Source organism: Epibacterium sp. ABV4_022 (assembly GCF_056159345.1).
This window is the reverse complement of sequence record NZ_JBSWVA010000001.1, coordinates 2,950,611-2,977,517: the sequence shown is the minus strand read 5'-3', so window position 1 is coordinate 2,977,517 and position 26,907 is coordinate 2,950,611. Positions and strand designations below refer to the sequence as shown.

At 66.5% G+C, this 26,907-nt stretch carries 27 protein-coding genes and 1 riboswitch; of the genes, 16 read left to right on the top strand and 11 right to left on the bottom strand.

Annotated features, from left to right (window positions below; translation table 11 throughout):
* The first annotated feature begins 10 nt into the window (after positions 1–10).
* Together ACXAF5_RS14150 and ACXAF5_RS14145 are read left to right on the top strand one after the other, a co-directional pair.
* A complete protein-coding gene (locus ACXAF5_RS14150) occupies positions 11–343 on the top strand; it encodes a DUF1801 domain-containing protein (protein ID WP_474947068.1) in 333 nt (110 codons plus the stop codon).
* A 112-nt stretch (positions 344–455) separates the two neighbouring features.
* Positions 456–1,289 (top strand): M48 family metallopeptidase, encoded by an 834-nt coding sequence (locus ACXAF5_RS14145; RefSeq protein ID WP_474947067.1) that lies wholly within the window; start codon positions 456–458, stop codon positions 1,287–1,289.
* Positions 1,290–1,365: 76 nt separating this feature from the next.
* On the opposite strand, the gene ACXAF5_RS14140 is transcribed toward ACXAF5_RS14145, so the two are convergent.
* The 4 genes from ACXAF5_RS14140 to ACXAF5_RS14125 form a co-directional block, all read right to left on the bottom strand.
* Positions 1,366–1,602 (bottom strand): hypothetical protein, encoded by a 237-nt coding sequence (locus ACXAF5_RS14140; protein WP_239320482.1) that lies wholly within the window; start codon positions 1,600–1,602, stop codon positions 1,366–1,368.
* Positions 1,603–1,777: 175 nt separating this feature from the next.
* Complete coding sequence (locus ACXAF5_RS14135; RefSeq protein WP_474947066.1) at positions 1,778–2,698, bottom strand: manganese-dependent inorganic pyrophosphatase; 921 nt, start codon at positions 2,696–2,698, stop codon at positions 1,778–1,780.
* 213 nt (positions 2,699–2,911) lie between these two features.
* Positions 2,912–3,934, bottom strand: a complete 1,023-nt coding sequence (locus ACXAF5_RS14130; RefSeq protein ID WP_474947065.1) for a TraB/GumN family protein — start codon at positions 3,932–3,934, stop codon at positions 2,912–2,914.
* Positions 3,931–4,974: a TraB/GumN family protein gene (locus ACXAF5_RS14125; protein ID WP_474947064.1), complete on the bottom strand. Its 1,044-nt coding sequence runs from the start codon at positions 4,972–4,974 to the stop codon at positions 3,931–3,933. The genes ACXAF5_RS14130 and ACXAF5_RS14125 overlap by 4 nt, the downstream gene beginning before the upstream one ends.
* A gap of 116 nt (positions 4,975–5,090) precedes the next feature.
* Here ACXAF5_RS14125 and ACXAF5_RS14120 point away from each other — a divergent pair, with 116 nt between their 5' ends.
* The 9 genes from ACXAF5_RS14120 (at position 5,091) to ACXAF5_RS14080 (ending at position 14,075) form a co-directional block, all read left to right on the top strand.
* Positions 5,091–5,795, top strand: a complete 705-nt coding sequence (locus ACXAF5_RS14120; protein ID WP_474947063.1) for a DUF2161 domain-containing phosphodiesterase — start codon at positions 5,091–5,093, stop codon at positions 5,793–5,795.
* A 275-nt stretch (positions 5,796–6,070) separates the two neighbouring features.
* Positions 6,071–6,358 carry a co-chaperone GroES gene (locus tag ACXAF5_RS14115; protein WP_239320493.1) on the top strand — a complete coding sequence of 96 codons (288 nt, stop codon included), beginning with the start codon at positions 6,071–6,073 and terminating at the stop codon, positions 6,356–6,358.
* A 60-nt stretch (positions 6,359–6,418) separates the two neighbouring features.
* Positions 6,419–8,065, top strand: coding sequence for a chaperonin GroEL (gene groL, locus ACXAF5_RS14110; RefSeq protein ID WP_239320494.1), 1,647 nt, complete (start codon positions 6,419–6,421; stop codon positions 8,063–8,065).
* A gap of 228 nt (positions 8,066–8,293) precedes the next feature.
* Complete coding sequence (locus tag ACXAF5_RS14105; RefSeq protein WP_474947062.1) at positions 8,294–9,163, top strand: hypothetical protein; 870 nt, start codon at positions 8,294–8,296, stop codon at positions 9,161–9,163.
* A 599-nt stretch (positions 9,164–9,762) separates the two neighbouring features.
* Positions 9,763–10,026 (top strand): hypothetical protein, encoded by a 264-nt coding sequence (locus tag ACXAF5_RS14100; RefSeq protein WP_474947061.1) that lies wholly within the window; start codon positions 9,763–9,765, stop codon positions 10,024–10,026.
* Between the two features lie 93 nt (positions 10,027–10,119).
* Positions 10,120–11,079, top strand: coding sequence for an HNH endonuclease (locus ACXAF5_RS14095; RefSeq protein ID WP_474947060.1), 960 nt, complete (start codon positions 10,120–10,122; stop codon positions 11,077–11,079).
* A 154-nt stretch (positions 11,080–11,233) separates the two neighbouring features.
* A complete protein-coding gene (locus tag ACXAF5_RS14090; protein ID WP_474947059.1) occupies positions 11,234–12,091 on the top strand; it encodes a DMT family transporter in 858 nt (285 codons plus the stop codon).
* A gap of 85 nt (positions 12,092–12,176) precedes the next feature.
* Complete coding sequence (locus tag ACXAF5_RS14085; RefSeq protein WP_239321404.1) at positions 12,177–12,908, top strand: alpha/beta fold hydrolase; 732 nt, start codon at positions 12,177–12,179, stop codon at positions 12,906–12,908.
* A 3-nt stretch (positions 12,909–12,911) separates the two neighbouring features.
* Complete coding sequence (locus tag ACXAF5_RS14080) at positions 12,912–14,075, top strand: alpha-D-ribose 1-methylphosphonate 5-triphosphate diphosphatase (protein WP_239320502.1); 1,164 nt, start codon at positions 12,912–12,914, stop codon at positions 14,073–14,075.
* A gap of 187 nt (positions 14,076–14,262) precedes the next feature.
* On the opposite strand, the gene ACXAF5_RS14075 is transcribed toward ACXAF5_RS14080, so the two are convergent.
* Positions 14,263–15,360, bottom strand: coding sequence for a 5-(carboxyamino)imidazole ribonucleotide synthase (locus ACXAF5_RS14075; protein ID WP_474947058.1), 1,098 nt, complete (start codon positions 15,358–15,360; stop codon positions 14,263–14,265).
* Positions 15,353–15,841: a 5-(carboxyamino)imidazole ribonucleotide mutase gene (gene purE / locus ACXAF5_RS14070; RefSeq protein WP_474947057.1), complete on the bottom strand. Its 489-nt coding sequence runs from the start codon at positions 15,839–15,841 to the stop codon at positions 15,353–15,355. The genes ACXAF5_RS14075 and purE overlap by 8 nt, the downstream gene beginning before the upstream one ends.
* Before the next feature lie 315 nt (positions 15,842–16,156).
* Between purE and ACXAF5_RS14065 the strand changes: the two genes are divergently transcribed.
* Positions 16,157–17,359: a hypothetical protein gene (locus ACXAF5_RS14065; RefSeq protein WP_474947056.1), complete on the top strand. Its 1,203-nt coding sequence runs from the start codon at positions 16,157–16,159 to the stop codon at positions 17,357–17,359.
* A 137-nt stretch (positions 17,360–17,496) separates the two neighbouring features.
* On the opposite strand, the gene ACXAF5_RS14060 is transcribed toward ACXAF5_RS14065, so the two are convergent.
* On the bottom strand, positions 17,497–17,721 hold the full coding sequence (locus ACXAF5_RS14060; RefSeq protein WP_239320510.1) for a YdcH family protein: 225 nt from the start codon (positions 17,719–17,721) through the stop codon (positions 17,497–17,499).
* A gap of 241 nt (positions 17,722–17,962) precedes the next feature.
* Here ACXAF5_RS14060 and ACXAF5_RS14055 point away from each other — a divergent pair, with 241 nt between their 5' ends.
* The 4 genes from ACXAF5_RS14055 to ACXAF5_RS14040 all read left to right on the top strand — a co-directional run bounded on the left by ACXAF5_RS14055 (position 17,963) and on the right by ACXAF5_RS14040 (position 20,435).
* On the top strand, positions 17,963–18,376 hold the full coding sequence (locus ACXAF5_RS14055) for an Hsp20 family protein (protein ID WP_239320512.1): 414 nt from the start codon (positions 17,963–17,965) through the stop codon (positions 18,374–18,376).
* Between the two features lie 3 nt (positions 18,377–18,379).
* Positions 18,380–18,604 (top strand): DUF1150 family protein, encoded by a 225-nt coding sequence (locus tag ACXAF5_RS14050; protein WP_239320514.1) that lies wholly within the window; start codon positions 18,380–18,382, stop codon positions 18,602–18,604.
* Between the two features lie 259 nt (positions 18,605–18,863).
* Positions 18,864–19,754, top strand: a complete 891-nt coding sequence (locus tag ACXAF5_RS14045) for a PhzF family phenazine biosynthesis protein (protein ID WP_474947055.1) — start codon at positions 18,864–18,866, stop codon at positions 19,752–19,754.
* A 324-nt stretch (positions 19,755–20,078) separates the two neighbouring features.
* Entirely contained in the window at positions 20,079–20,435 is a 357-nt protein-coding gene (locus tag ACXAF5_RS14040; RefSeq protein ID WP_474947054.1) for a GFA family protein, read from the top strand.
* Positions 20,436–20,570: 135 nt separating this feature from the next.
* On the opposite strand, the gene ACXAF5_RS14035 is transcribed toward ACXAF5_RS14040, so the two are convergent.
* The 4 genes from ACXAF5_RS14035 to ACXAF5_RS14020 form a co-directional block, all read right to left on the bottom strand.
* Positions 20,571–22,055, bottom strand: a complete 1,485-nt coding sequence (locus tag ACXAF5_RS14035; protein ID WP_474947053.1) for an inorganic phosphate transporter — start codon at positions 22,053–22,055, stop codon at positions 20,571–20,573.
* A 321-nt stretch (positions 22,056–22,376) separates the two neighbouring features.
* Complete coding sequence (locus ACXAF5_RS14030; RefSeq protein WP_474947052.1) at positions 22,377–22,688, bottom strand: hypothetical protein; 312 nt, start codon at positions 22,686–22,688, stop codon at positions 22,377–22,379.
* A 124-nt stretch (positions 22,689–22,812) separates the two neighbouring features.
* A riboswitch (cobalamin riboswitch) is annotated at positions 22,813–23,018 on the bottom strand.
* A gap of 157 nt (positions 23,019–23,175) precedes the next feature.
* Entirely contained in the window at positions 23,176–24,894 is a 1,719-nt protein-coding gene (locus tag ACXAF5_RS14025) for a bifunctional sulfate adenylyltransferase/adenylylsulfate kinase (RefSeq protein ID WP_474947051.1), read from the bottom strand.
* Between the two features lie 226 nt (positions 24,895–25,120).
* A complete protein-coding gene (locus ACXAF5_RS14020) occupies positions 25,121–26,803 on the bottom strand; it encodes an adenylate/guanylate cyclase domain-containing protein (RefSeq protein WP_474947050.1) in 1,683 nt (560 codons plus the stop codon).
* Positions 26,804–26,907: the final 104 nt, after the last annotated feature.

Genomic DNA, 26,907 nt, shown 5'->3' with positions numbered 1-26,907 from the left:
GAGAGCAGAAATGACCACGCTGACCGTCGCGGAGGCCGAGGCGATCGACGCCGCGCTCCGCCTGATCGTTGCCGATCTTGCGCCGGACGCGCGATACCTGCCGAAATACGGCGGCGTTGTGATTGCGCCGGAGCCGGACAGCGACCGCTTTGTCGGCGGCATCTTTGTCTATACCGGCCATGTCTCGCTGGAGTTTTCCGAAGGCGCGCGATTCGACGACCCCGCCGGGCGGCTGCAGGGCAAGGGCAAGGCGCGCCGGCATCTGAAATTCCGCAGTCCCGCGGATGTGGCTGCGCAGGACACGCGCGGGTTCCTGGCCCAGGCTCTGTCGGTGCCGGGCTGACGGGGTAAGGTTGACGGTGCCGGGCTGACGGCGCCAGCGGCCTCTTGTGGCGGCCGCGGAGGCTGCTAATCTGCGGCCCTGACTCAGCAGTCCGGTTTGGAGCGATACGGCGATGACAATCCTGCGGTTTTCCCGCGTTGCGATGCGCAGTCTTGCGGTGGGCGGGGCGCTTTTGCTCGCCAGCGCCTGCGGCACCACCTACCAATTGCCCGACAGCAGCGGCGCCCATGCCGATCAGGCGCGGGCGATGTTCGCGGCGGCGCGCAACGCCCCCCGGCCGGCGGCCCTGTCGGCGGCGGCGGCAGAGGCGCGGTTTGCCCGGGTGGCGCCGCGCATTGCGCGCACCGGGCGCAGCACCTGTCAGCAGCTGACGGCGGATCGGCCCGGGTTCAACTGTGACGTCGACATTGCCATCGACCGCGACATGCAGGAGCGCAACGCCTATTTCACCTATCAGGGCAAACAGCCGCTGATCCGCATCTCGCTGCCGTTGATCCGCGACACCGCCAGCGATGACGAGGTCGCCTTTGTGCTGGCGCATGAATACGGCCACCTGATCGGGCGCCATATCGAAAAGCAGCAGCAACAGGTGTTGGCGGGCGCCTTGCTGGTGGGGGCCATTGCCGGGGTCGCAACGGCCGCCGCCGGGGATTATGACGGCGGCGCGGTGGAGCTGGGGCTGGGCGTTGGCGCGGCTGCGGGTTCCATCGCCTACAGCCAGGCCTATGAGCTGGAAAGCGACACTCTGGGCACCCGGATCGCCGATGCCGCAGGCTATGACCCGGTCGAGGGCGCCAAGTTCTTTGCCCGGGCGGAACCGTCCCGGGGCAGCGGCGGCGGTTATTCGTTCTGGGGAACCCATCCGCCGGACGAGAAACGCGTGGCCACGGTGCTGGCCACCAAGGCGGAGATCGACGCGCAACAGGATTTGCGCCGGGCGCAGTAAAAGGCCCGCGCCCGCGCCTGCACCCGCCCCGGGACGGGGCGGAAGCGCAGGGATCGCGGGGTCGCGGCCACCGCGCTCAATCCGGTTGCGAGTATTTGCCGCTGAGCGGGCCGAGGTCGATCATCCGGGCATGGGCGCGGCGATTGTCGCGCTCCACCACGGTGTGTTCGCCGGCCAGCAGCCAGACGATGAACCACAGGAACCCGCCGGCCAGATAGACCAGCACCAGGGTTTCGCGTTCCACCGTCAGGATCAGCACCAGCCCCGCCACAAAGGCGACAAGCTTGGCATTATCTAGCAACATACGACTCATCACGCATACTCCATCCTAGCCCTCAGGGTAGAATAGCAGGGCTTTAGATCCTCTTAACCGGCGCAAAAGGCGTGGAGCCGGGTCCATCAGAGCAGCGGGCAGAGCAAAAAACGCCCCCTTTTGCCAAAAAGGGGGCGTTTGGAATGCAGGTGTCAGCCCCAGCGCGGGGCCCTGATCACAGCTTGAGGTTGGGGATGATCTGCTTCTTGCGCGACATCACGCCCGGCAGCACCACGGTGTCGCCCGCGACGGTGGCGTCAAAGCTCTTTTCGGCCACGGTCTTGACCAGATCATTGGGCACCAGCAGGGTGGCTTCTTCCTTCAGGATGTCGACCACGAACAGCAGCACCTGATCGACGCCATCCTCGGCCTGCACGGTCTGGAAGGTCTCCATCAGGCTGTCCTTGCGGCCCAGCGGGATCTCCGGCGCGGTGGTTTCCAGCACGGAGACGCGGAACTTGGTGCCGTCGACCTCGTATTCCTTGGAGTCCATGCGGATCAGCTCGGCGTCGGAAAAGGCGGAGACGTCGGATTTGGCGGCAAACATCTCGGCGGCATACTCGGACAGGTCGAGGTCCAGATCCTTGGCGAATTTCTCGGCCACGGCGCGGTCATGCGGGGTGGTGGTGGGCGAGCGGAACTCCAGCGTGTCGGACAGGATGCAGGTCAGCGCCGCGCCCTTGATGTCATCGGGCATGCGGTCGATGTCGGTGCCCATCAGGTCGTGCATGATGGTGGCGGTGCAGGCCAGCGGGCGCACGGTGATGTCGATCGGACCCTTGGTTTCCAGGCCGCCGACCAGCTTGTGGTGGTCGATGATGGCGCGGATGTCGGCGCTGTTGATGGAAGCGGGCAGCTCGGCGGGGTTGTTGGTGTCCACGATCACCACCGGCGCGTCGGCGGCGACGTCGTCGATGATCTCGGGCTGGTCAAAGCCCCAGCGCTTCAGCATGAAGGCGGCCTCGGTGTTCGGCGCGCCCAAGAGGACGGGGGTGGCGGCCTCGCCCTTCACTTCGTTCAGGTACCAGGCCCAGATGATCGCGGAGCCGGTGGAATCGGTGTCGGGGGATTTGTGGCCGAAAACTTGAATGGTCATGGGGTCAATCCTGTCTGTCGAAGTCTGTTGCCGCGCCTTATAACAGGGAGGCATGGTTTGTCACCCCGCGTCAGCCGCGTGGCCGGGTCCTGCGCAACGCATGGCTTGTCGCTGGATGCTATGGGGCGGGGGAGGGCGCTGTGCGTGCCGGATCTCTGGCCTTTGATAGGACCTCCGGCGAGGGCGGGGCGGTCCCGCCGGGCTTGGTGGGCGTCAGTCCGGCGCCCGGCGCAGCTGGTAGCCTGCCTGCTGCAACAGATTCAACACCCCGCTGTCTCCCGCCAGATGCGCGGCGCCAACGGCCACCATCAGGCGCGGTTCCTGCCGGGCGCGCAGGCGCTGCACCCAGGCGCGGTTGCGCCGCTCCAGCACCACCCGGTCAAAGCTGGCCAGCAGCCGGTGCACCTCGCGCCGGGGCACGTCGAGATCACGGTAGCTCATCCAGAGCATGACGATGCGGCCCTCGGTCAGCCGGTTGTCGAAATAGGCTTCGGAGAGGGTGACATAGAGGTCCTGATGCCGGGTCTCGCTGCGCAGGTCGTAGCGCAGCATCTGCACCTGATCACCCAGCGGCATCGAGGCCAGTGCGGCCAATCCCGCCTCCGGCTCTTCCAGGCCCAGCGTCGGGGTGCCGGCGGTTCGGGCGCTGCGTTCGATGCGGTCGTCGAGTCCCCGCCGGGCGCCAAAGCCGCGCTTGCGGCAATCGGTGCCGGTGAGGAAATCGGAGAGATACCACGGCTGCATGCGGGCTGCGGCCTCGGCGGTGATGCCATGGATCGCCAGCCGGGCGGTCAGGCGCTGCCAGTCGGCAGTGGACATCATCCGGTCAAGGCGCTGGCCCGGGGGCAGCAGGAAATAGCGGGCAAAGGCGCTCTGGTCGCTGTCGGCGGCCAGCATCTGGGCTTCGGTCACTTCGAGGAACACCGCATCGGCGGCGCGGATCAGCGGGCGCAAGGGGCGCATGATTGCAAACATGCGCGCATCGCCGCTGTGCTGGGTGCCGATGATGTCGATGCGCTGGCCGTCGCGGGTGGCGATCCAGTGGTTGCCAAGCGCAAAGGGCACCTTGGCAAGCTCCGCTTCCAGCCGCGCGCGGGCACCGGGCGTCAGATGCGGGCGCAGGTCGATGCCGTCGCAGGCGGCGCTGACCGGATCCGCCCCGGCCCAGAGGGGCAGCGCCGCGACCGCCAGGGCGCAGAGACCACGACGCAGCGCGCCGGCCAGGGCGCGTCTCACAGCGGCACCTGCTCGATGCGGTAGCCGGCGGCCTCCAGCAGCGCCAGCACACCGTCGTCACCGGGCAGATGCGCCGCCCCCACCGCGATCACCAGCCGGCGGCCCTCGGTGGCCTCGATCACCGGGATCCAGTCCCGGTTGCGCTGATACAGAAGCAGCTCCAGCAGCTCCGCCACCTGCGCCTCCCGTTCGGCCCGGGGCAGGGGGCTGTCGGCGCGCAGGAACCGTTTCAGCTGCAACAGGGTGTATTCCTGCACCGCGCCGTCAAAATAGCTCTCCACCATGGTGAAAAAGTCATCCGGCCCCACCCCCATCATGGCGATATAGCTGCGCAGCTCGGCCACCTGTTCCTCCAGCGGGGCGGCGTCGAGCAGGCGGAACAGCCGCAGCGGGTCCTCCAGCGACAGCATCGGCACCTCGGCGGCCTCGGCCACCTGCATCAGCTTGGCGTCGAGCCCCTCGGTGACGTCGCGGATGCTGCGGGCGCAGCGCGGCACCGACAGCGACATCGACAGGAACCAGGGGCGCATCTTGGCCGCCATGAAGGCGGGGATGCCGGCGGCCTGCGCCTGATCCGCGATCTGTTGCCAGTCGTCGGCGGGCATGCGGTCGATGAGGCTGGGCCCCTCGGTGATGAAGACCATCGACGGGGTGGTGCCCAGGGTGCGGTTCAGCCGCGACTTGTCGGCGGGGTTGACCTCCAGCAGCACCGCGTCGGCGGCCTTGATCGCCGGGGTCATATGCTGCACCAGCCGGTCGTGGCGGGGGTCGTTCAGATGCATGGTGCCGATGATGTGCAGGCGGCGTTCGCCCCGTGTGGCTATCCAGCTCAGCCCCTCGGCATAGGGGGTTGCGGCCAGCTCCGCCGCCACCTCGGCGCGCAGCGCCGGTGCGGCGGTCTCGCGCAGATCGGTGCCGGTGCAGGCGGCCCAGAGCGGCGCCCCGGCCAGACAGGTCAGCCCCGCCAGGACCAGCGCGCGCAGGGGCCGGGGCCGGCCCGCCCCGCCAGTCCATGCGCCGCGCCGCGGGACAGACCGCATCCGGGCCGCCCGCAGTGGGCGGAGGCGAGAGAATAATCCGATCATGACACACCGCTCGAAATTTCACCGTTGCCGCACATTGCCATTGCCTCACGGCCGGGGCAAGCATGGCGGTGATGGAACGTGAACAGGATCTCTACGCCCCAGTCAAAGCGCTGCTCGAAGCGCAGGGCTATACAGTCAAGGGCGAGGTGGGCGCCGCCGATGTGGTGGCGATCCGCGGCGACGAACCACCGCTGGTGGTGGAGCTGAAACTACGCTTCTCGCTGGGCCTCTTCCATCAGGCGATCGCCCGGCTGTCGGTCTCGGACACGGTCTATATCGCCGTGCCGCGCCCCACCGGCAAGACCGCCCGCCGGGCGCTCAAGGACAATCTGGCGCTGTGCCGCCGCCTCGGGCTCGGCCTCATCACCGTGCGCGCGGACGGCCGCACCGAGGTGCAATGCGATCCCGGCCCCTACGCGCCGCGCAAATCGAAGGCAAAGACCGCCCGGCTCCTGCGGGAGTTCAGCCGCATCAAGGGCGACCCGAACACCGGCGGCACCACCCGGGGCGGCATCGTCACGGGCTATCGCCAGGATGCCCTGATCTGCGCGGCCTATCTGGCGGAACACGGCGCCGCGCGGGGCGCCGAAATTGCCCGGGCCACCGGGATCTCCCGCGCCACCCAGGTGATGTATTCCAACCACTACGGCTGGTTCGAACGGGCGGGGCAGGGGGTCTATCGACTGACCGAGACCGGCGCAACCGAACGCCATGCCTGGCCCGCCCCGCAGCTGCCCGCCCCCGCGCAGGCCACAGACGGTGCAGCCCCGCCTTGATCTTCAGCTTTTTATAAATATCTCGGGGAGCGCGAGGGGCCGGCCCCTCGCTCCGACCGTAGCCTACCGCCGGACGTTCGGCGGCCAGTTTCCGCCCGCCGCCGACTGCCGCGAAAATTTCCTCAAAATTTCTCTGCCGTCGCAGTTGACTCGGAAAAAGCCTCTGCCTAACTATCCCGCAGTTAGCACTCGACTGAGGTGAGTGCTAACGTCTCCGCGGCCCATGACGGGCGTGGGGAAAGGAAACACTTTGAGCCTTTTGAGGAGCTGCAAAGATGGCATTGAAACCGCTTCATGACCGTGTGCTGGTTCGCCGTACCGAAAGCGAAGAAAAAACCGCAGGTGGTCTGATCATTCCCGACAGCGCCAAGGAAAAACCGTCCGAGGGCGTTGTTGTCGCGTGTGGCGAAGGCGCGCGCAAGGACAGCGGCGAGCTGATCGCGATGGCCGTGAACGAGGGTGACCGCATCCTGTTCGGCAAATGGTCCGGCACCGAAGTCACCGTCGACGGCGAAGAGCTGCTGATGATGAAAGAGAGCGACATCATGGGTGTGATCGTCTGAGCCTGACGCTCCGGCACATCCCACATCGCATAACGACAGTATTCTCAAGGAGACTGAAAAATGGCTGCTAAGGACGTCAAATTCGACACCGATGCCCGCAACCGTATGCTCAACGGCGTCAACATCCTCGCCGACGCGGTTAAAGTGACCCTGGGCCCCAAAGGCCGCAACGTGGTTCTGGAGAAATCCTTCGGTTCCCCGCGCATCACCAAGGACGGCGTGTCCGTGGCGAAGGAAATCGAACTGGAAGACAAGTTTGAGAACATGGGCGCCCAGATGGTGAAGGAAGTTGCTTCCCGCACCAATGACGAAGCCGGCGACGGCACCACCACCGCCACCGTTCTGGCACAATCCATCGTCCGCGAAGGCCTGAAGCAGGTTGCCGCCGGTCTGAACCCGATGGACCTGAAGCGCGGTATCGATCTGGCCACCGACAAAGTTGTCGAGTCGATCAAAGCCATGGCGCGTGAAGTCAAGGACTCCGACGAAGTTGCACAGGTTGGCACCATCTCCGCCAACGGCGAAGCTGAAATCGGCCGTCAGATCGCAGACGCGATGCAGAAAGTCGGCAACGACGGCGTCATCACCGTCGAAGAAAACAAAGGTCTGGAAACCGAGACCGATGTTGTCGAAGGCATGCAGTTCGACCGCGGCTACCTGTCGCCCTACTTCGTGACCAACGCCGACAAGATGACCGCAGAACTCGAAGACTGCCTCATCCTGCTGCACGAGAAGAAACTCTCCTCCCTGCAGCCGATGGTTCCGCTGCTCGAGCAGGTGATCCAGTCCCAGAAGCCGCTCCTCATCATTGCTGAGGACGTCGAAGGCGAAGCGCTGGCAACTCTGGTTGTGAACAAACTGCGTGGCGGCCTGAAAATCGCAGCTGTCAAGGCACCGGGCTTCGGCGACCGCCGCAAGGCCATGCTGCAGGACATCGCGATCCTGACCGGCGGCCAGGTGATCTCCGAAGACCTCGGCATGAAGCTCGAGTCGGTGACCATGGACATGCTCGGCACCGCCAAGAAGGTCCAGATCACCAAGGACGAGACCACCATCGTCGACGGTGCAGGCGAGAAGGCAGAGATCGAAGCACGCGTTGCCCAGATCCGCGCCCAGATCGAAGAGACCACCTCCGACTACGACCGTGAAAAGCTGCAAGAGCGCGTTGCCAAACTGGCAGGCGGTGTTGCCGTGATCCGCGTCGGCGGCATGACCGAAACCGAAGTGAAAGAGCGCAAGGACCGTGTGGACGATGCTCTGAACGCAACCCGCGCAGCTGTGCAGGAAGGCGTGATCGTCGGTGGCGGTGTTGCGCTGGTTCAGGCCGGCAAGGCTCTCGAAGGTCTGACCGGTGTGAACGCAGATCAGAACGCAGGTATCGCAATCGTGCGCCGCGCGCTCGAGGCACCGCTGCGCCAGATCGCTGAAAACGCAGGCGTCGACGGCGCCGTGGTTGCTGGCAAGATCCGTGAATCCGATGACAAGAACTTCGGCTTCAACGCGCAGACCGAAGAATATGGCGACATGTTCTCCTTCGGCGTGATCGACCCGGCCAAGGTGACCCGCACCGCGCTGGAAGACGCAGCCTCGATCGCAGGCCTGCTGATCACCACCGAAGCCATGGTTGCGGACAAACCGGCCAAGGAAGGCGCAGCCCCCGCAGGCGGCGGCATGCCCGACATGGGCGGCATGGGCGGCATGATGTAAGTCACGCCATCCAGTCCTGGATGAAGACCCTTCGGGGTCGAAAGGGTCGCCCTCGGGCGGCCCTTTTTCTGTTGGTTTCTGTGGCGCAGCACCGGGTCCACCCGGCCCCCGCTCGCGACCGGGCTGGGTGTTTTTTCCGTCGGCGGGGCGAATAGGCGGCGGGGCAGGGGTGTTTACAGATCAGACCGCGCAAGACGCGCAGGACAGGTTTGACAGAAAGGATATTCCATGCCCCAGAAGATCGACGGCGTTGTGCACCCGAAGACCATTGACGAGGTGCTGAAGGACGATGAGTTTTCCCGGTTTGTCCTCGACGCCTTGCCGAAGGGGGACCGCAAGAACATGTTTCATTTCCTGCTCAACCCGCCACGGAAGGGGCTCCAGGCCTACAACCTCTACATCCGTCCCGGCGGCGATCACCAGATCAAGGGGCTGCCGAAGATGATCGTGCAGGATGCGCAGGCGGCGATGCAGGCGCCCCGCAATCAGGATGCCACCCAATGGACGCCCATCCTGCAGCAATTGCGCCTGCATTGCGTGCAGTTCATGAACGGCAAGGAGCTGCCCATATTCTTCAAGAGCAAGCTGTTTGAGGACTATCACAAGCTGAAGCTGTTCCAGCGCATGCAGATGGTCATGGGCGACACCAAGGCGGCGGCGACACGTCTGGGCGTCGTCAACGCCTATGATCTGGAGCAGCTGATGTTGGCGATCACTGCCAAGGACCAGAAGAAGGTCGCCGCCGATTGCCGCCTTGTGATCCAGGACAACGGCCTCAGATGCGACGCCAAGACCCTGGTCAAGGCATTGGTCAACCGCCAGAAACTGTCCAGCGCCGACGCCCCCGCGGACCTCGGCAAACAGGTGAATGTCGATGCCCGGAAGCTGCAACTCTGCGGCTTTACCAACCCCAAGGACAGGACCCTGCGCGCGGCGGCCACCCGGATGGCCGAGGCGCTGGTGCTGGCGGACCAAAAGATGCTGCTGGCGGCGCATAAGGCGCTGATGAAACTGGAGCCCAAGGACAGTCTGGCCGGCAAGACCGACCTCAAGGGCATGGTCAAACTGTTCAGGAAATTCAAGCTGGCGACCGACTGACCCGTCGGGTCTAATCCGGTTCCCACCTCGCGCGGGGCTGGTGTCACCAGACCAGGACCTGCCCAGCCCGGCTCCGCCCAGCCCGGCCCCGTCCTGACCGCGCCCTGCGGTTCGGGGTTTGGGCTGTCGCCCAGCGGCGGGCGCGGGGATTTTGTATCCGAATTGCCACAGTCTATTGTGTTGAGACAATTTTTTGCTGTCGAAAATTTTTGAACCTGTGTTACGACACGCCTGTGTTCAACCAAAGGCAGAAGGAGGCACAATATGTTGATTGTACTGATGCAGTTGCGCCCCATCACCGGCCGCCCGGCCGGATCTTTTGCTGGTGCCAAGGGCAACACTCCGCGCTGCTGAGGCCGTTTGCCATTCGATTTCGGCTCTGTCTGAGCTGAACACAATTTCCACCCTCTGACAGATCTCTCGTCCGGACCGCACGTCCGCGCGCCTGCTGTTGCGCGCTGTCCTGCTCGGCCCCGTCGTTCCGCCTTTCCTGGCCAACAGGAGAGCTGCGTCTGATCCCGCCAGTCTGGGCGATGTCGATCTGTCAATACTTCAACCCATTGAGAACAGGACCATTCCCCCCGGAATGGAAAGACATCATGACCCCTATTGGACCCGAAAACCTGTCGTCGCCCCTGCCCACCAGCCCGACCCTCAGCCGTCTGGTGGTGGAGGAGCATTTCCGCTCGCTGAGCCTGCTGCGTCGCCTCGGACTGGCGCTGCGGCTGGTGCTGATCCGTCGCGCGCCGCGCGTCGGGACCCTGCAGACCGGTCTGAGCGACCACATCCGCAACGACATCGGCCTGCCCAGCGGCTATGAGCGCGTGGACCCACCGCAGTGGTATCCCCCGCCCCTGATGTAAGCCGAAGGCGGATGCCGGGCCGGAGCGTGCCTCCGGCCCGGCATCCGCCGTGCTCCAGCACCGGGTGCGCGGACCCGTCACAGATACCGCGATGTGCTTGACCTGGCAGGACAAACCGGCAAACGTCAGCGCCACCCACCCCGCATGACCCCGGATGCCCGCGCCGTGACCAAAGCCGTTTTTATCCAGTCCTCGCATTCTGACTACAACGACCAGCCCGGCGTGGCCTATCACTTTCCCAAGCGCAATTACCTGACCAATGTCCTGAAAACGCTGGGGGATTGGGTGATCTTCTATGAGGGACGCGCGGGGGGACAGCGGGGGTACTACAGCGTTCAGAAGGTGTTGCGCGTGGAGGATGATCCCGGAGATCCGACCCGGGCCTATGCCATCCTTGATCCGGCGAGCGAGCTGTCCTTTGAACAGAATGTCCCGCGTTTGCAGGCAGATGGGACGCCCTTTGAAACCGGCCTGCCGCTGTCGCGCGGCAAGAATTCCAGCGCGGTGCGGCTGATTTCCGACGATGATTTCTACACGATCCTCCAGCACGGTTTTGCGCAGGTTGCGCATCCGGACCGATTGCCGCGCCAGCAGGACGCGCCGGAGGCGGTGGGCTTTGCCGAGGCGGAGGCACCGTTTCAGCACGCGCCCCGCGCAGCCATTCTGGTGTCGCGGCCGCTGCGCGAGCAGAGCTTTGCGCGGCAGGTGAAATATGCCTATGCCGGGGTGTGCGCGATCTCCGGGCTGGAGCTGCGCAATGGCGGCGGTCGCCCCGAGGTGGAGGCCGCCCATATTGTTCCTGTCGCCGCGCAGGGGCCGGATACGGTGCGCAACGGGTTGGCATTGTCGGGCACCGTACATTGGATGTTTGATCGCGGGCTGATCTCGGTGGACACGGATCACCGTATCCTGGTGGCCAGCGGCAGCGTGGCAGAGCCCTCGGTGGCGCGGTTGATCGCGCCCGAAGGCCGACTGCGGGTGCCGGCGCAGCAGGTCTGGCAGCCGCATCCGCACTATCTGAAATGGCACCGGGAGCAGGTCTTCAAGGGCTGACAGGCGACCGCCATGGGGCAACCGACAGGATTGTGTTCCGCCACGATGCGACAGCCGCTTGACAGCGCGGGCGGCAGCGGGCTGGGTGCCCCGACACGCCCCGACACGCCCCGACACACCCCGGCGTGCCCCCTCTTGCCTGCGGAGACCTCATATGCGGCTGATCGCCCTTACCTGTCTTGTCATGGTTGCCTTTGCGGCGAATTCCATCCTCGGGCGCTGGGCGATCGGGCCGGGGCATATGGATGCCACCGGATTTGGCCTGCTGCGGCTGGCCTCCGGGGCGGGCATGCTGTGGCTGTTGTGCCTGTGGCAGGGGCAGCGCCCGGCCGAGGGCTGGCAGCGGTCGCTGGCGGGAGGCGCGGCGCTGACGCTTTATATGGTCGGGTTTTCCGTGGCTTACGTGGCGCTGGATGCCGGCCTGGGGGCGCTGGTGCTGTTCGGGGTGGTGCAGGTGTCGATGTTCGCCTGGAGCCTGCTGCACCGCCAGCCGGTGTCGGCGCTGCAACTGTGCGGTGCGGCTCTGGCGCTGTTGGGGCTGGCCTATGTGGTCTGGCCCGGCGGCACGGTGCAGACGCCGCTCTGGGCGGTGCTGACCATGGCAGCCGGCGGGCTGGGCTGGGGCATCTACAGCCTGATCGGGCGCGGCGCACGGGCGCCGCTGCCGGCGACGGCGGTGAATTTCGCGCTGGCGAGCCTGATGATCCTGCCCGCGGTCTGGATCTGGGGCGGCGGCAGCGTGGTGACGCCGTTTGGCTGCCTGCTGGCGGTAATCTCCGGCGCGGTGACCTCGGGTCTGGGCTATGCGCTTTGGTATCGGGTGCTGCCGCAGATCCCGGCTCCGGTGGCGGCGACGGTGCAGCTCTCGGTGCCGGTGATCGCCATCCTTGCGGGGGCGCTGATCCTGGGCGAGGCGCTGAGCCTGCGGCTGATGATCGGCACGCTGGCGGTGCTGGGCGGGATCGCGGTGGTGATCCTGTGTCCGCCCGCCCGCCGGGCCCGGGTGGCGTAGCGTCAAACCCCTTTCCTGCGCGCGCCGGACCGCCTATGTCAGCACAATGATCCGCTGTGTCCTTGTCCCTGTCCTTGTGCTGCTGATGACCGCTCTGCCGTTGCGTGCCGAGACGGCGCAGAAGGGCTGCGTGATCCTGCTGCATGGGCTGGCGCGCACCGAGACCTCCTTTCTGCTGATGGAAGAGGCGCTGACCGCCCGCGGCTACGAGGTGGTGCGCCCCGGCTACCCGTCGACGGAACATGCGGTGGAGCGGCTTGCCGATGCGGTGCTGCCGCGCGCCTTTGATGCCTGCACGCGCACGCCGGTGCATCTGGTGACCCACTCCATGGGCGGTATTCTGGTGCGCTACTGGCTGTCGCATACGCAGCCGGTGACGCTGGGGCGGGTGGTGATGCTGGCACCGCCGAACCAGGGCAGCGAACTGGTCGACGAGATGGGCGACTGGGCGGTGTTCGACCTGTTGCACGGGCCTGCCGGGCAGGAGCTGGGCACCGGCCCTGCCAGCCTGCCCAGGCGCCTGCCGCCGGTCACCTATCCGGTCGGGGTGATCGCGGGCAGCCAGTCGCTGAACCCGGTGTTCTCGGCGCTGATCCCGGGACCGGATGACGGCAAGGTCTCGGTCGCCAGCACCCGGGTCGAGGGCATGAAGAGCCAGCTGATCCTGCCGGTGACCCACACCTATCTGATGAACAATCCGCGGGTGATCGCCCAGGTGGTACAGTTCCTGGAGCGGGAGCGGTTTGAGCCTTCGCTTGGCTGGCTCGATGGGGTATTGGGACGCAACTGGGATGGCGGCCTGAACGGGGTGGACTGACGCATGAGCGGGAATGGAACGGTGGCGCTGCGGCTGGTCGGCGCGGATGTGTTGCGGCCGGACGGGCTGGACCGCGGGGGCGTGCTGAGCCTCGCCGGGGGGCGGTTGCGGGACGATGCGGCCGATGGCGCGCGCGAGGTGGACCTGTCGGGCTATCGCATCCTGCCCGGGATCATCGACCTGCACGGCGATGGCTTCGAGCGCCACGTGGCGCCCCGGCGCGGCGCCATGAAGCAGATGGCCGAGGGCATTCGCGCCACCGAGGCGGAACTGGCTGCCAATGGCATCACCACCGGCGTGCTGGCGCAGTTCTATTCCTGGGAGGGCGGCTTGCGCGGGCCGGAGTTCGCCGATCAGGTCTTTGCCGGGATTGCCGAGGTGCGCGACCAGCTGGTCACCGACCTGATCCCGCAGCTGCGGTTCGAGATCCATCTGCTGGAGGCCTATGCCACGCTGCCCGCCCGCATCGCCGACTGGGGCGTGTCCTATGTGGTGTTCAACGACCACCTGCCGCATGACCGTCTTGCCGCGGGCAAGAAGCCGCCCCGGCTGACCGGGCAGGCGCTGAAGGCGGGGCGCAACCCGGAGAAACACTTCGAGATGCTGCTGGAGCTGCACCGGCGCCGGGCAGAGGTCGCCCCGGCGCTGGATGCGCTCTGCGTGACGCTACAGGCCCAGGGGGTGCGGATCGGCAGCCACGACGATCACAGCGCGCAGGACCGCAGCGCCTGGCGGCAGCGGGGGGCGCGGATCTCCGAATTTCCGGAAACCGCAGAGGCGGCGGAGGCCGCCCGGTCGGCGGAGGATCACGTGATCCTTGGTGCCCCCAATGTGGTGCGTGGCGGCAGCCACAAGGGCAATGCCTCGGCGGTGGAGCTGATTGCGATGGGGCTGTGTGATGCGCTGGCCTCGGACTACCATTACCCCAGCCCCCGCCGGGCGGCGCTGATGCTGGCAAAAACCGGCGTGTTGTCGCTGGAGGCCGCCTGGGCGCTGCTCTCGTCGGGGCCGGCCCGGGTGCTGGGCCTGTCGGACCGCGGTGTGCTTTCGGAGGGCAAGCGCGCGGACCTGGTGATCCTGGATGCGGCCGATCAGGTGGCGGCCACCCTGTCCGGCGGGCGTGTCAGCCATATGAGCGGCGACATTGCGGCCCGTTTCCTCGGCTGAGACAGCCGGGGATTTCCTTTCATCTTCTCTGAAATATCCCGGGGGTTTGGGGGCAGAGCCCCCAGTCCTGACCCCGCCGCGTTCGCCTGCGGCGGGCGGGGGAGCGCCGCGCGTCAGGCCCGGTGGGCCCTCCTTGCGGCGCGGTCATCCGGCCCGTTCGGGCCGCATGACATCACATGCGCAGAGGTCAGTAGCCGTCGCGGCCTTCGGTGTGGATCACGCGGTTGACGTGGCCCATCTTGCGCCCCGGCTTGGCCTCGGCCTTGCCATAGAGATGGATCGCGCAATCGGGGTCACGGGCGAGGTCGGCGATACGCTCCACATCCGCGCCGATCAGGTTCTCCATCACCACATCCGCATACCGGGCGCCGTTGCCGATGGTCCAGCCGGTGATGGCGCGGATGTGCTGCTCGAACTGGTCGATGGTGCAGCCTTCCTGCGTCCAGTGGCCGGAGTTGTGCACCCGCGGCGCGATCTCGTTCACCACCAGCCCGTGGGCGGTGACAAAGATCTCCACCCCCAGCACGCCGACATAATCCAGCGCGTTCAGGATTCGGCCCGCCATCAGCACCGCGTCCATGCTCTGGCTGGTGTTGAGGTTGGCGGGCACCGTGGTGGTGCTGAGGATGCCTTCCAGATGCACGTTCTCGCCGGGGTCATAGCAGGCGACCTTGCCGTTGAGGCTGCGCGCCGCGATCACCGAGACCTCGTGGCTGAACGGCACAAAACCCTCCAACACCGCCGGCGCGCCCTGCATGGCGGCAAGCGCCTCGGTGGCCTCTTCGGGGGCCATGATCCGGGCCTGGCCCTTGCCGTCATAGCCGAACCGGCGGGTCTTCAGGATCGACGGCGTGCCGACCTGTTCCAGCGCCGCGTCGAGGTCGGCGGCATCGTTGACCTCGGCAAAGGGGGCGGTGGCCAGGCCGAGATCCTTCAGGAAGGTCTTCTCGGTCAGCCGGTCCTGCGACACCCGCAGCGCCTCGCGGCCCGGGCGGATCGGCTTCAGCTCCTCAAGGATGTCGAGCGCCGATGTGGGGATGTTCTCGAACTCGTAGGTGATCACATCCACCGTCTCGGCAAAGGCGCGCAGGGCGGCCTCGTCCTCGTAGCCGGCGGTGGTGACCCGGTCGGCCACATGGCCCGCGGGCGGGTTGGCGGAGGGCTCGAAGATATGGGTGGTGAACCCCAGCCGCGAGGCGGCGACCGAGAGCATGCGGCCCAGCTGGCCGCCGCCAAGGATGCCGATCACGGCACCGGGTTCCAGGATCAGGTCGAGATCAGTCATCACGGGGCTCCTCGGGGATGGAGGCGGCAAGGGCGTCGCGCCAGGCATCAAGCCGGGCGGCAAGGGCGGCATCGCCGGTGGCCAGGATGCCGGCAGCCATCAGCCCGGCATTGGCGGCTCCGGCGGCGCCGATCGCCATGGTGGCAACCGGAAATCCCTTTGGCATCTGCACGATGGAATAGAGGCTGTCGACACCGGAGAGCGCGCGGGTCTGCACCGGCACGCCGACCACCGGCACGCGGGTCTTGGACGCCATCATGCCGGGCAGATGCGCCGCCCCGCCGGCCCCGGCGATAATCACATGCAGGCCCCGGTCGGCGGCGGTCTTGCCATAGTCCCAGAGCCGGTCCGGGGTGCGATGGGCGGAGACGATGCGCGTCTCATAGGCCACGCCCAGTTCATCCAGGATGGTGGCGGCTTCCTTCATCGTGGGCCAGTCGGACTGGCTCCCCATGATGATCCCTACTTTGATATCGGCCATGTCTTGCCTCTGCGGTGGAAGGAGCCGGCACCTTAGCGAAATTGCCTGAAATGGCAATGCGCTGCGGCAGCAGATTTGCCGCAGGCGCCCCTCGGGGCCAGCCGGGACGGGGATCTTGCGCGCAGGCGGTGGGCACAGGTTGCTGGACGGAAGCCGGGGCACGGCATCGGGCCAGGGCATGCGCCCAACGCGGGAACAGCGCAACCGGCACTGACCTCTGGTCTTTGGCGCCGGTTTCGGGCCATGTTGGCGCACGCGGCGCTGGGCTGCGGCCCGCGCCGCGCCGTGACACGACATCGACATCGGAATGACGCCATGATCCTCAATGCTTCCATCGTGCTGGTCTGCGTGCTGGTCGGCCTGGTCCTGATGCTGCCACGAGTGGCGGGGGCGCGGATCTGGCGCGCCACGGTGACGCCGCTGGCCTCGATCATCGGCAGCGGCTTTCTGGTGCTGGGACCGATTCTCGACACCCATTTCGGGGTCTGGGCCCCGGCGGTGATGGCGCTGCTCTGCACGCTGGCCTACGGCTACGGCGCGGTGATGCGCCACAATATCGCCTGGCTCGACAGCGGCACGCCGCAGGACCGGCTGGATCACCGGCTGGAGCAGCTCGGCGCGCTGGCGCTGGCCTTCGCCTATTTCGTGTCGGTGGCCTATTACCTGAACCTGCTGGGCTCCTTTGCGGTCAGCCTGACGGATCAGACGGCACAGCAGGGCATGGAACAGGGGCGGCTGGTCACCTCTGGGGTGTTCCTGCTGATTCTGCTGGTGGGCTGGACCCGGGGCTTTGGCGCGCTGGAGCGGCTGGAGGAGGTCTCGGTCGGGGTCAAGCTGGCGATCATTGCGGGGCTTCTGGTCGCGCTCGGCTGGCGGTTCGCGGATCAGGCCGGGGCTGGGGCGCTGGTGCTGCACTTGCCGGAAACGGTTGGCTGGCAGGCGGTCACGCTGGTGTTTGGTCTGCTGGTAACGGTGCAGGGGTTCGAGATCACCCGCTACATGGGGGCAGAGTATGACGCCGGCACGCGTATCCGGTCGATGCGCTATGCGCAGGGGCTCTCGGCGGCGATCTACATGGTCTACATCCTGTTCCTGACCTTTCTCTACCAGCCGGGGCAGGCAGCGCTGAGCGAGACCGCGATCATCGCCTTTACCGCGCAGGTGGCGCCGGTGCTGCCGATGTTGCTGATCGCGGCGGCGCTGAGTGCGCAGTTCTCGGCGGCGGTGGCAGATACCGGCGGCGCAGGCGGGCTGGTGGCCGAGGTCACCGGCGGGCGGGTCCCGGCGCATGGGGTCTATGCGCTGCTGGCGGCGGCGGGGCTGCTGATGACCTGGGGGCTGAGCGTGTTCGAGATCATCGGCTATGCCTCGCGGGCCTTTGCCTTTTACTACGCGCTGCAATCGCTGATCGCCGCCCGGCGGGCGTGGCATGCGGGGACGGGACGGCGCGCGCTGGCCTTTGCCGCGCTGGCGGTGCTGGGCGCGGTGATCGTGGTGTTTGGGGCCGGTGTGGAATAGTCAGGCACAGGGCTGCCCCCCCCTCGCAGATGGAGGCGGGGGCGCGCCTGCATATCGCAACATGTCAACGGCGACGCCCCCGACCACAGTCCTAGACCACAGCCCCGGAGAACTGCCCCGGACGACAGCAACGGGGGTCAGGCGATGATGTCGGGCAGCAGGCGGTCTTCGATCAGGGAGATCTTGTCCTTCAGCACCAGCTTCTGTTTTTTCAGCCGCCGGATCGTCAGCGGATCTGCGGTGCCTTTTTCCTCCAGCGCCTGAATCGCCTCGTCCAGATCCCGGTGTTCGCGGCGGAACACTTCAAGCTCCACCCGCAGGACATCTTCGGTGGCCATGGACAGATCGGTCTGCTCGTTCATGTGGGTCTCTTGCTCAGGTGGATCGAGGGACAGGCGCGGGGCACAAAGGACAGGCGTGTTAAGAACAGGGAAACGATAGGCAGTTTAGGCTCAGTCCGGGCACAAGGCCAGAGGTCTCTGTGCGCCGAAAGCGAAACCCGGGACTTGTGAAACGGCAGATACATCCCATATTCTATATCACAGCGGTTGCCAGATTGGGACCGAAAGAAACCGTCGCTTTAGAATTAAGGACGAGAATACAGTGTCGAAACTTACCTTGGGCTCATACCCGCATATGCTGGGGTTCGAGCAGCTGGAACGCCTGCTGGAGCGCTCTGCCAAATCCGGCAACGAAGGCTACCCCCCCTACAACATCGAACAGACCTCCGATGATTCCTACCGCATTACGCTCGCGGTGGCGGGATTTGCCGAGGAGGATCTGGCGATCACGGTCGAGGATCGCCAACTCGTGATTCGGGGACGGCAGCGTGACGATACCGACGGGCGTATCTTCCTGCATCGCGGCATTGCCGCCCGCCAGTTCCAGCGCATGTTCGTGCTGGCCGATGGCGTCGAGGTCGGCGAGGCGGTGATGGAAAATGGTCTGCTGCATGTGGACCTGACCCGGTCGCGGCCCGAAACCGTTGTGCAAACCATCAACATCAAGAAGGGGTAAATCATGCAGACACCAGTGGACATGGCGCAAACCGGCGGTCGCACCGTCTATGTCAAGACCGTCGCCGTCGCCGATCTGCCCAAGGATGTGCAGGCCTCGGTGCCCGGGCGCAAGCAGCTCTATGCGGTCCATGACGAGGCCGGCGAGCAGCTGGCGCTGGTCGCGGACCGCAAGATGGCCTTTGTGCTGGCGCGCCAGCACGACTATGCGCCCGTCGCGGTGCACTAACCCCGACAGGCGCGCGTGGCCGCAGTGACCGGCCACCGCAAAAGAGATGACCGGACCCCGGACCTCTGCCAGAGGTGCGGGGTCTTTTGCATTGCGGCTGCGGGGTGCGCGATACGGGGCGGTGTGCGCATGCGGGGGGAGATTTGTATCGGCACAGGGCGGCGGGCTTGAGCTTTGCCCCCCAAGCTGCTTGCCTGCGCCGGATTGCCCCCGGGCGCAGCAGCGTGTCGGGGGCAGGGGCCTCAGAGGGGAGCAGGAGATGCCGGAGTTTCAGTTCGATTGGGTCGACGCCTTCACCGACCGTCCGTTTGGCGGCAATGGCTGCGCGGTGGTGCATGGCGGCGCGCATCTGCCCGAGGCGGTGGCCTGCGCCTATGTGCGCGAGACATCGCTGGTGGAATGCACCTTTACCGGCCCGTCGGAGGTGGCGGACATCCGGGTGCGCTATTTCCTCGCCAGCCGGGAGATCCCCTTTGCCGGGCACCCCACGATTGCGACGGTGGCGGCGATGCGCGACCGTGGCCTGATCGCGGGCGACCGGCTGACGCTGGAGACCGGCGCGGGCATCGTGCCGGTGGTGCTGGAGGGCGATCAGATCGTGATGCAGCAGGTGGCGCCGACGTTCGGGCCGCGCCCGGATCCGGCACTGGTGGCGGCGGCGATTTCGCGGCCGGTGGCGGAGATCGTCGGCCAGCCGCAGCTGGTTTCGACCGGGCTGCCGTTCTGCATCACGGTGCTGAAGGATCACGCCGCGCTCGCGGCCGCCCGGCTGGATGCGACGGCGATGCAGGCGCTGGGAGCGGCCCTCGGTGCGGATGGCAGCGATGTGATGGAGCCCTTCCTGGTCACGCTGGAGGGGGCGACCGCTGGCGGGGACACGTTTTCGCGCCTGTTGATGCTGCCGCCGAGCCCGCCGGAAGATCCTTTTACCGGCTCGGCCACGGGGGCCATGGCGGCCTACCTGTGGCACCACGGTCTGATGGAGCCCGCGCGGTTTGTCGCCGAACAGGGGCATCTGATGGGACGTCCCGGGCAGGCAGTGGTCTCTCGGGTTGGTCCGGTTGATGCGATCGAGGGCGTGCGCGTCGGGGGCACCGGCTTTGTGCTGATGCGCGGGAACGTGGTCCTGCCCGAGGCCCTGACAGGCTGAGCCGCCGACGCGCTCGCCCGGCAACGCCCCGCCTGCGGCATACGAGCCTTCAGTGGCGGGGGCGCTCCCGCCCATATGCCATGCCCCTGGCGGGACCCGGCCTCTGGTTGGGCCCGGCGCGGCGCGCGCCCGAAGGGCGCGCGCCGCGCTGGTCGCTCCGGTCGCAGACCGTAGCGAAACACCTCCGTCCGAACGCCCCGTGAATGCCTTGAAAGGCGATTTATGTTCATGTTATGTTCCCTCATGTTCAACATGACAGCTTCTAGGCTGCGGGAGGAAAACATGATTGAAGGAAGTTGTTGCTGCGGGGCCGTGAGGTTCACCTTGAGCGCGCCCCCAACCATGATGGGCACCTGTCATTGCAGCCGCTGCCGCAAGCTCGGCGCGGCGGTGATGGTGTTCATCCGGCGGGACAATCTCAGCTGGGTGCAGGGGCGCGAGGATGTGGCGCTCTATCAGCCCGAGGCCCCTTATACCTACGGGCGGTGCTTCTGCCGGCGGTGCGGCACCTCGCTGGGGGAGATCCTGTCGCAGGAGGAGAGTTTCCCGATTTCGGCCCATGCGCTGGATGGCGACCTCGACCTGCGCAATCGCTTTCACGAGTTCGTGGCGGAGAAACCCGCCTGGTTGCCGATTTGTGATTCCGCCGAGCAGTTCGAGGGGCATCCGGTGATGTCGTGAGGCTGCGGTTCGGGACGGTCTGCGGGCCTGCCCTGGCGATGCCAGCGCCGCCGCCGCCGGTGACCCGCGGCCAGACATGCAAAACGGCCCGCCGGCAGGGGCGGGCCGCGTGTTGCAGATCCGTCCGGGGGCGGGTCAGCCCAGCAGACGGGAGATCAGCAGGAACAGCCCGCCGGACAGGGTGGCGGCGGCCGGCACGGTGATGACCCAGGCCGCGACGATGGTCATGAAATGCGACCGGCGCACCAGCTTGCGGCGCCGGCGCTCGGCAGCGCCGATGCGGGGGGCGTCCGGGGTCGCGGTCTTGGCCTTGCGCATCCGGCGCTCGGTGTCCCATTCGCGGAAGAAACCGACCCCGAACACACCGCCGATGGCGATATGGGTGGAGCTGACCGGCAGGCCGAGCCAGCTGGCCACGATCACCGTGATCGCCGCCGACAGCGCCACGCAATAGGCGCGCATCGGGTTCAGCTTGGTGATCTGGCTGCCAACCATGCGGATCAGCTTGGGGCCGAACAGGAACAGGCCGAAGGAGATCCCGAAGGCGCCGATGATCATCACCCAGAAGGGGATCGAGACGGCCTGGGTGAAATCACCGGAGGTCGAGGCCTGCACGATCGCCGCCAAGGGCCCCACCGCATTGGCGACGTCATTGGCGCCATGGGCAAAGCTGAGCAGCGCGGCGGAGACGATCAGCGGGATCGCAAACAGCACCTTCAGCGACTTGTTGCGGTTCTCCAGCCCCCGCGACTGGCGGCGGATCACCGGGATCATCACCAGCCAGATCGCCAGTGCCACACCGACCCCGATCAGCAGCGCGTCGGTCAGCTCGATCTTGACGATCCGTTTCAGCCCCTTGACGGAGAGATAGGCGGCAAAGGCGCCGCCCATGATGCCCACCAGCACCGGCACCCAGGTGCGGGCGGCGGCGATCTTGTCGTCGCGGTAGATGATGCGGGACTTGATGAACCACAGGAAGGCGGCGGCGATCAGCCCGCCCAGCATCGGCGAGATCACCCAACTGGCGGCGATCGCCCCCATCTTGGGCCAGTTCACGGCGGCAAACCCGGCAGCGGCAATGCCCGCGCCCATGACGCCCCCGACCACCGCATGGGTGGTGGAGACCGGGGCCCCGATCCAGGTGGCGAGGTTGACCCAGAGCGCCGAGGCCAGCAGCGCCGCCATCATCGCGGCGATAAAGATGGTGGAGCTGGCCATGCTGCTGGGTGCGATGATGCCCTTGGCGATGGTCGAAACCACGTCGCCCCCCGCGATCAGCGCCCCGGCGCTTTCGAAGATTGCGGCGACGACAATGGCAAAGCCCATCGACATCGCATTGGCGCCCACCGCGGGCCCCATATTGTTGGCCACGTCGTTGGCGCCGATGTTCAGCGCCATATAGGCGCCGAAAGCGGCGGCGATGACGACGATGACGGTATTGTCCGCATCCCCCACGATCAGACCGGTCGCCGCGGCGACGATCAGGATGAACACGAAGGCGATCCCCAAACCGACGTTGGATCGGCCCACAAATGCGGTGGCCTGTTCCAGCGAGGACAGGCGATCGAGGTCGCGGTCCAGCGTTTCAAGGTGACGCGGCTCTAGATCGGTCTTGGACACCTGTCCTCTCCTCTGTATCTGCGCGCCGCGTCTGTAACGGTTTTGTGACAGTCCGGCAATGGCGGCAAACAGGCGACCGCGCCGCGCCGCAGATCAGAGCGCCGGCGGCGCGCGCGTGTAGGTGCTGAGACGGGAGATGCCGGGGCGGGACAGCCAGTTGGAGCCGGGCCGCAAGCCGTAGCGTGTTGCGGCAAGACACATCAGGCGCCGGTGCCTGACGTGATTCTTCATCTCTGTGCAACAACGGCGCCTCTGGCTTGCCCGTGCAGGCGGGGACTTGGTCCGGGGGGCGGCGGGCGCGCGGGCCGGTGGGTCAGGAGATCACTGCGGCATGCGGCGGCTGCGCCGGGCGGCGGCGCCCCCACGCCGGGTGCGCGGCGGCAGCGTCAATGTCAGCGGCTGCGGTGGCATTTGCAGCGAGGCCCGCAGCAGGTCACAGAACGCGGCAACCGCCGGGGACACCTCGGCAAAGGGGACGGCCAGGTCCAGCGCGTGCCGCGCCTCGCGGTGGTAGCTCGCCCGGCCGTTCAGTGCGCCGAGCCATTGCATGTAGCCCAGCTGGGCCATGCGCTCGGCCTCTCCGGTGGGCAGGGGGCCCACGTCCAGTTGTCGGATGGTCAGTTCCAGTATCATCGCGCCCTCCGCGCAAGGGGGCGGGCACAAACGGGCAACGGCGATGTTTCAGGTCCAATGCGGGCCATGTCGGTCTCTCCGTCCCAGGGCACCCCGCCCGGGTAAAAAGTGACTGAGGCGCGACCGCGTCGCACCCGAGATGGCAGGTCTCCTGACTCGCGGGTCGCAGCCCGTCTCCGTACCTTCCCGGACCAGAGGTCCAGTGGCGTCTTTGGAGAGGCTCGCCGCTTACAGTTGCGGGGGCAGTCACGGATTTAGGCAAGGCGCCTGCACCGTATTCCCTTTTCAGCCGGACCTGTCGATCCGGGCACCATCGCGGAAAGGATTGCAGGAACCGCGTGGCCTGTCCAGTCGGAATTCACGCCCCCGCGGGGCTGGCCCGGGGGAATTGGCCCCGGAAACTGGCCCGGGGAACTGGCGAGGCAGCATAGAAAAACGGCCCGCCGGGAAGGGCGGGCCGTCTGCGATTGGTCAGGGCGCGGCAGGATCAATTGCCGTTGATGAGGCCCATGCTTTCCAGCTTGAGCAGCACCTGATGGGCGCAGTTGTCGACCTCGACATTCTCTGTTTCGACGCTCAGCTCCGGGTTCTGCGGCACGTCGTAAGGGTCGGAAATGCCGGTGAATTCCTTGATCTTACCCTCGCGCGCCAGCTTGTAGAGGCCCTTGCGGTCGCGGCGTTCGCATTCCTCGATCGAGGTGGCGACGTGCACCTCGACAAAGGCGCCGTACTGTTCGATTTCCTCGCGCACGTGGCGGCGGGTGGCCGCATAAGGCGCGATCGGGGCACAGATGGCGATACCGCCGTTCTTGGTGATCTCGGAGGCGACATAGCCGATGCGCTTGATGTTGAGATCGCGGTGCTCTTTGGAGAAGCCCAGCTCGGAGCTGAGGTTCTTGCGCACGATGTCCCCATCCAAGAGCGTCACCGGACGGCCACCCATCTCCATCAGCTTGACCATCAGCGCGTTGGCAATGGTGGATTTGCCGGAGCCGGAGAAACCGGTGAAGAACACGGTGAAACCCTGCTGCGAACGTGGCGGCTTGGTCTTGCGCAGCTCGGCCACAACCTCGGGGAAGGAGAACCACTCGGGGATTTCCAGACCTTCGGCCAGGCGGCGACGCAGTTCGGTGCCGGAGATGTTGAGGATGGTCACGTCATCCTTGTCGGCGATCTCGTCGTTGGGCTCGTACTGGGCGCGCTCCTGCACATAGACCATGTGCTTGAAGTCGACCATTTCGATGCCGATTTCCTCCTGATGGGCGCGGAACAGGTCCTGCGCGTCATAGGGGCCGTAGAAATCCTCGCCGGCGGAGTTCTTGCCGGGGCCGGCGTGGTCGCGGCCAACGATGAAATGGGTGCAGCCGTGGTTCTTGCGGATCAGCCCGTGCCAGACCGCCTCGCGGGGGCCGGCCATGCGCATCGCCAGGTTCAGGAGGCTCATCGAGGTGGTGGCCGCCGGGTATTTGTCCAGCACCGCCTCGTAGCAACGCACGCGGGTGAAGTGGTCCACATCGCCCGGTTTGGTCATGCCGACGACGGGGTGGATCAGCAGGTTGGCCTGCGCTTCGCGCGCGGCGCGGAAGGTCAGCTCCTGGTGGGCGCGGTGCAGCGGGTTGCGGGTCTGGAAGGCCACGACCTTGCGCCAGCCCAGCTTGCGGAAATAGGCGCGCAGCTCGTTCGGGGTGTCGCGGCGGGCGCGGAAGTCGTAGTGGACGGGCTGCTGGATGCCGGTCACGGGGCCGCCGAGGTAGATCTTGCCGGCCTGGTTGTGCAGGTAGTTCACTGCCGGATGCGCCTCGTCATCGGCGCCAAAGACCTTTTCCGCCTCGCGGGACTTGTTCGGCTCCCAACGGTCGGTGACGGTCATGGTGGCGAGGATCACGCCTTCCTGGTCGCGCAGGGCGATGTCCTGGCCGATCTCGATCGAGGACGCGAAATCCTCGGAGACGTCCAGGGTGATCGGCATCGGCCAGAGCGAGCCATCCGCCAGGCGCATGTTCTCGACAACGCCGTTGTAATCCTCTTCGGAGAGAAAGCCCTTGAGCGGGTTGAACCCGCCGTTCATCAAAAGTTCTAGATCGCAAATCTGGCGCGGGGTGAGGTCATGGCTGGTCAGTTCACCGGCTTCGACCTTCAGTTTCTGCGCGGAGTCATAAGATACGTAGAGCTCCGGGATTGGAGCCAAATTACTCAACATCGTCATAAGAAGTCTCTCTCGTCTGGCATCGGGCCTGCGCAAGGGCAGCACTCGGGCGGGCAATAGCCTGTGCGTATGACGAAAGTCTAGTGATGCAACAGAAAAAGGAAAACATGGGCGATTTTTGCCAAGTTTGGATCGCTGGTCCGCAATTGGCGCCGGGAACGGAACAGATTTCAGCCTTTTGCAAAGCCGCGCAGGCCGGATGGTCCCCGGGCGCGGGCCGGTTGTGTCATGAGGCGGCGGGCTGGCCGGCAATCAGGCTGTCGAGACTGGAGGCGCGCGGCAGGGGCAGGGCGGTCACCGGGCCGTCGACGCCGCGCAGGGTGAAGGTCTCAAAGGCCAGCGGCACCTCCGCCACTCCGGCCGCGTCGAAGACCTCGCGCGAGACCAGGATCTCGACGCCGAGGTCCTTGGTCTTGGCCTCCAGCCGGCTGGCGGCATTGACGGTGGCGCCGATCAGGGTGCGCGGTGCCAGCCCGGCGGCGCCGATCTCGCCCAGCACCACGGTGCCCAGGTGCAGCCCCATGCCGATGCGCACCGGATCCTCGCCTTCGGAGGCCAGAACCCGGTTGAACCGCGCCAGGGCGACGCCGATATTGGCCGCCGCCGCCAGCGCCGCCTCGGCAGAGGAGGCCGCATCGCGGGTTTCGAACAGCGCCAGCATGCCGTCGCCCATGTATTTGTCGACGGTGCCGCCGGTGCGGGTGACCTCGGGCACGATGGCGTCAAAGAAGCGGTTGAGTAGGAACACCACGTCATAGGGCAAGAGCCCCGCCGAGCGGGCGGTAAAGCCGCGGATGTCGAGGAACAGCACCGCGATGGTCTTTTCCTCGCCACCGGCGGCATGGACCTGGCGGCGGCCCTTGGGGGAATAGACCCGTTTCACCGTGAGCGCCGAGGTGGGGCGGATCTGGCAGGCCAGCCGCATGTTGTCGGCGGCGTTCACCGCCCGGAGGCTGCGGGCCTCGGCGGGGCTGGGGTCCGGCAGGCTGTCGAGCCCGTCGGTCACTGCGACCCGGCAGGTGGTGCAGCGGCCCTTGCCGCCGCAGAGCGAGGGATGCGCGATGCCTTTCATCTGCGACATCTCCAGCAGCGTCAGCCCGCGGTCGGCAGTAATCTCGGGGCCGTCCTCATATCTGATCCGCACCGAGCGGCTGCGCTGGATCAGGCGGCGCAGTGCGAAACAGCCCAGGGCCAGCCCGAGCAGGCCGAAGAACACAAAGACGCCGATGTTGGTGGCATCGGCCAGCGCCACACGTTCGGCGGCGTCGGGCCAGTTGTAATCGGCCCTGATCTGGGCGGCAAAACCATCCTCGGCAAAAAAGTCCCACATGCGCCGCCCTTCGGTCACCAGACCGGCCAGCGCCAGCGCCGGAACCAGCACCGCGACGCCGATCATGTAGGGCACGGCATGCTGCCACCAGCGGGTCAGCCGCAGCCACATGTGCAGGCCGATGCAGCCGTGCACCCAGACCGCCAGCAACAGCAGATACTGGTGCAGCGCCTCCGGCCCGGTCCAGAGCATGAGAATGATCGAGGACATCTCGTCCTCCAGCCCGTAGATGCGGGCGGCGTAGTTGGTGTGCACCACATGCTGGATCAGCTGCAGCGGGATCAAGACCCCGAGGGTCAGTTGCAGCCACTGGGTGAGGCTCATGCGCAGGGTCCGCCGCATCGCCACCTGCCACAGCGCCAGCCCGGCGTGCACCAGCAAGGATGCATAGAGCACGATCTGGCCGGGCAGGGATTTGGTCACCGCCTCGCGCGCCTCCTGCACCGCCTCCAGCAGGTCCGGCGACACCAGCCCGGCGGCGACATTGAGGAAATGGAAGAAGGCAAAGGTGAACAGCACCAGCCCCGAGACCAGCCGACTGCGTTGAATCCAGTTGCCCTGCCAGAGTGCCTGCGCCACGTGTGAACGTTCCCCATGAGGTGTTTCACCCGGTTTAGGCGATCCGTGTCGGGCTGTCACCTGTGGGATGGGCGGGGCGGGGGCGCCGCACGCAGGATCGGCAC

Excerpts from the sequence above, each read along its gene's own strand:
- ACXAF5_RS14140 (WP_239320482.1), bottom strand. The coding sequence starts at position 1,602 with ATGAGTCGTATGTTGCTAGATAATGCCAAGCTTGTCGCCTTTGTGGCG.
- ACXAF5_RS14065 (WP_474947056.1), top strand. The coding sequence starts at position 16,157 with ATGATCCTCAATGCTTCCATCGTGCTGGTCTGCGTGCTGGTCGGCCTG.
- ACXAF5_RS14045 (WP_474947055.1), top strand. The coding sequence starts at position 18,864 with ATGCCGGAGTTTCAGTTCGATTGGGTCGACGCCTTCACCGACCGTCCG.
- ACXAF5_RS14150 (WP_474947068.1), top strand. The coding sequence starts at position 11 with ATGACCACGCTGACCGTCGCGGAGGCCGAGGCGATCGACGCCGCGCTC.
- ACXAF5_RS14135 (WP_474947066.1), bottom strand. The coding sequence starts at position 2,698 with ATGACCATTCAAGTTTTCGGCCACAAATCCCCCGACACCGATTCCACC.
- purE (WP_474947057.1), bottom strand. The coding sequence starts at position 15,841 with ATGGCCGATATCAAAGTAGGGATCATCATGGGGAGCCAGTCCGACTGG.
- ACXAF5_RS14025 (WP_474947051.1), bottom strand. The coding sequence starts at position 24,894 with ATGACGATGTTGAGTAATTTGGCTCCAATCCCGGAGCTCTACGTATCT.
- ACXAF5_RS14085 (WP_239321404.1), top strand. The coding sequence starts at position 12,177 with ATGACCGCTCTGCCGTTGCGTGCCGAGACGGCGCAGAAGGGCTGCGTG.
- ACXAF5_RS14105 (WP_474947062.1), top strand. The coding sequence starts at position 8,294 with ATGCCCCAGAAGATCGACGGCGTTGTGCACCCGAAGACCATTGACGAG.
- ACXAF5_RS14060 (WP_239320510.1), bottom strand. The coding sequence starts at position 17,721 with ATGAACGAGCAGACCGATCTGTCCATGGCCACCGAAGATGTCCTGCGG.
- ACXAF5_RS14050 (WP_239320514.1), top strand. The coding sequence starts at position 18,380 with ATGCAGACACCAGTGGACATGGCGCAAACCGGCGGTCGCACCGTCTAT.
- ACXAF5_RS14125 (WP_474947064.1), bottom strand. The coding sequence starts at position 4,974 with ATGCGGTCTGTCCCGCGGCGCGGCGCATGGACTGGCGGGGCGGGCCGG.
- groL (WP_239320494.1), top strand. The coding sequence starts at position 6,419 with ATGGCTGCTAAGGACGTCAAATTCGACACCGATGCCCGCAACCGTATG.
- ACXAF5_RS14090 (WP_474947059.1), top strand. The coding sequence starts at position 11,234 with ATGCGGCTGATCGCCCTTACCTGTCTTGTCATGGTTGCCTTTGCGGCG.
- ACXAF5_RS14075 (WP_474947058.1), bottom strand. The coding sequence starts at position 15,360 with ATGACTGATCTCGACCTGATCCTGGAACCCGGTGCCGTGATCGGCATC.
- ACXAF5_RS14030 (WP_474947052.1), bottom strand. The coding sequence starts at position 22,688 with ATGATACTGGAACTGACCATCCGACAACTGGACGTGGGCCCCCTGCCC.
- ACXAF5_RS14145 (WP_474947067.1), top strand. The coding sequence starts at position 456 with ATGACAATCCTGCGGTTTTCCCGCGTTGCGATGCGCAGTCTTGCGGTG.
- ACXAF5_RS14115 (WP_239320493.1), top strand. The coding sequence starts at position 6,071 with ATGGCATTGAAACCGCTTCATGACCGTGTGCTGGTTCGCCGTACCGAA.
- ACXAF5_RS14120 (WP_474947063.1), top strand. The coding sequence starts at position 5,091 with ATGGAACGTGAACAGGATCTCTACGCCCCAGTCAAAGCGCTGCTCGAA.
- ACXAF5_RS14080 (WP_239320502.1), top strand. The coding sequence starts at position 12,912 with ATGAGCGGGAATGGAACGGTGGCGCTGCGGCTGGTCGGCGCGGATGTG.
- ACXAF5_RS14100 (WP_474947061.1), top strand. The coding sequence starts at position 9,763 with ATGACCCCTATTGGACCCGAAAACCTGTCGTCGCCCCTGCCCACCAGC.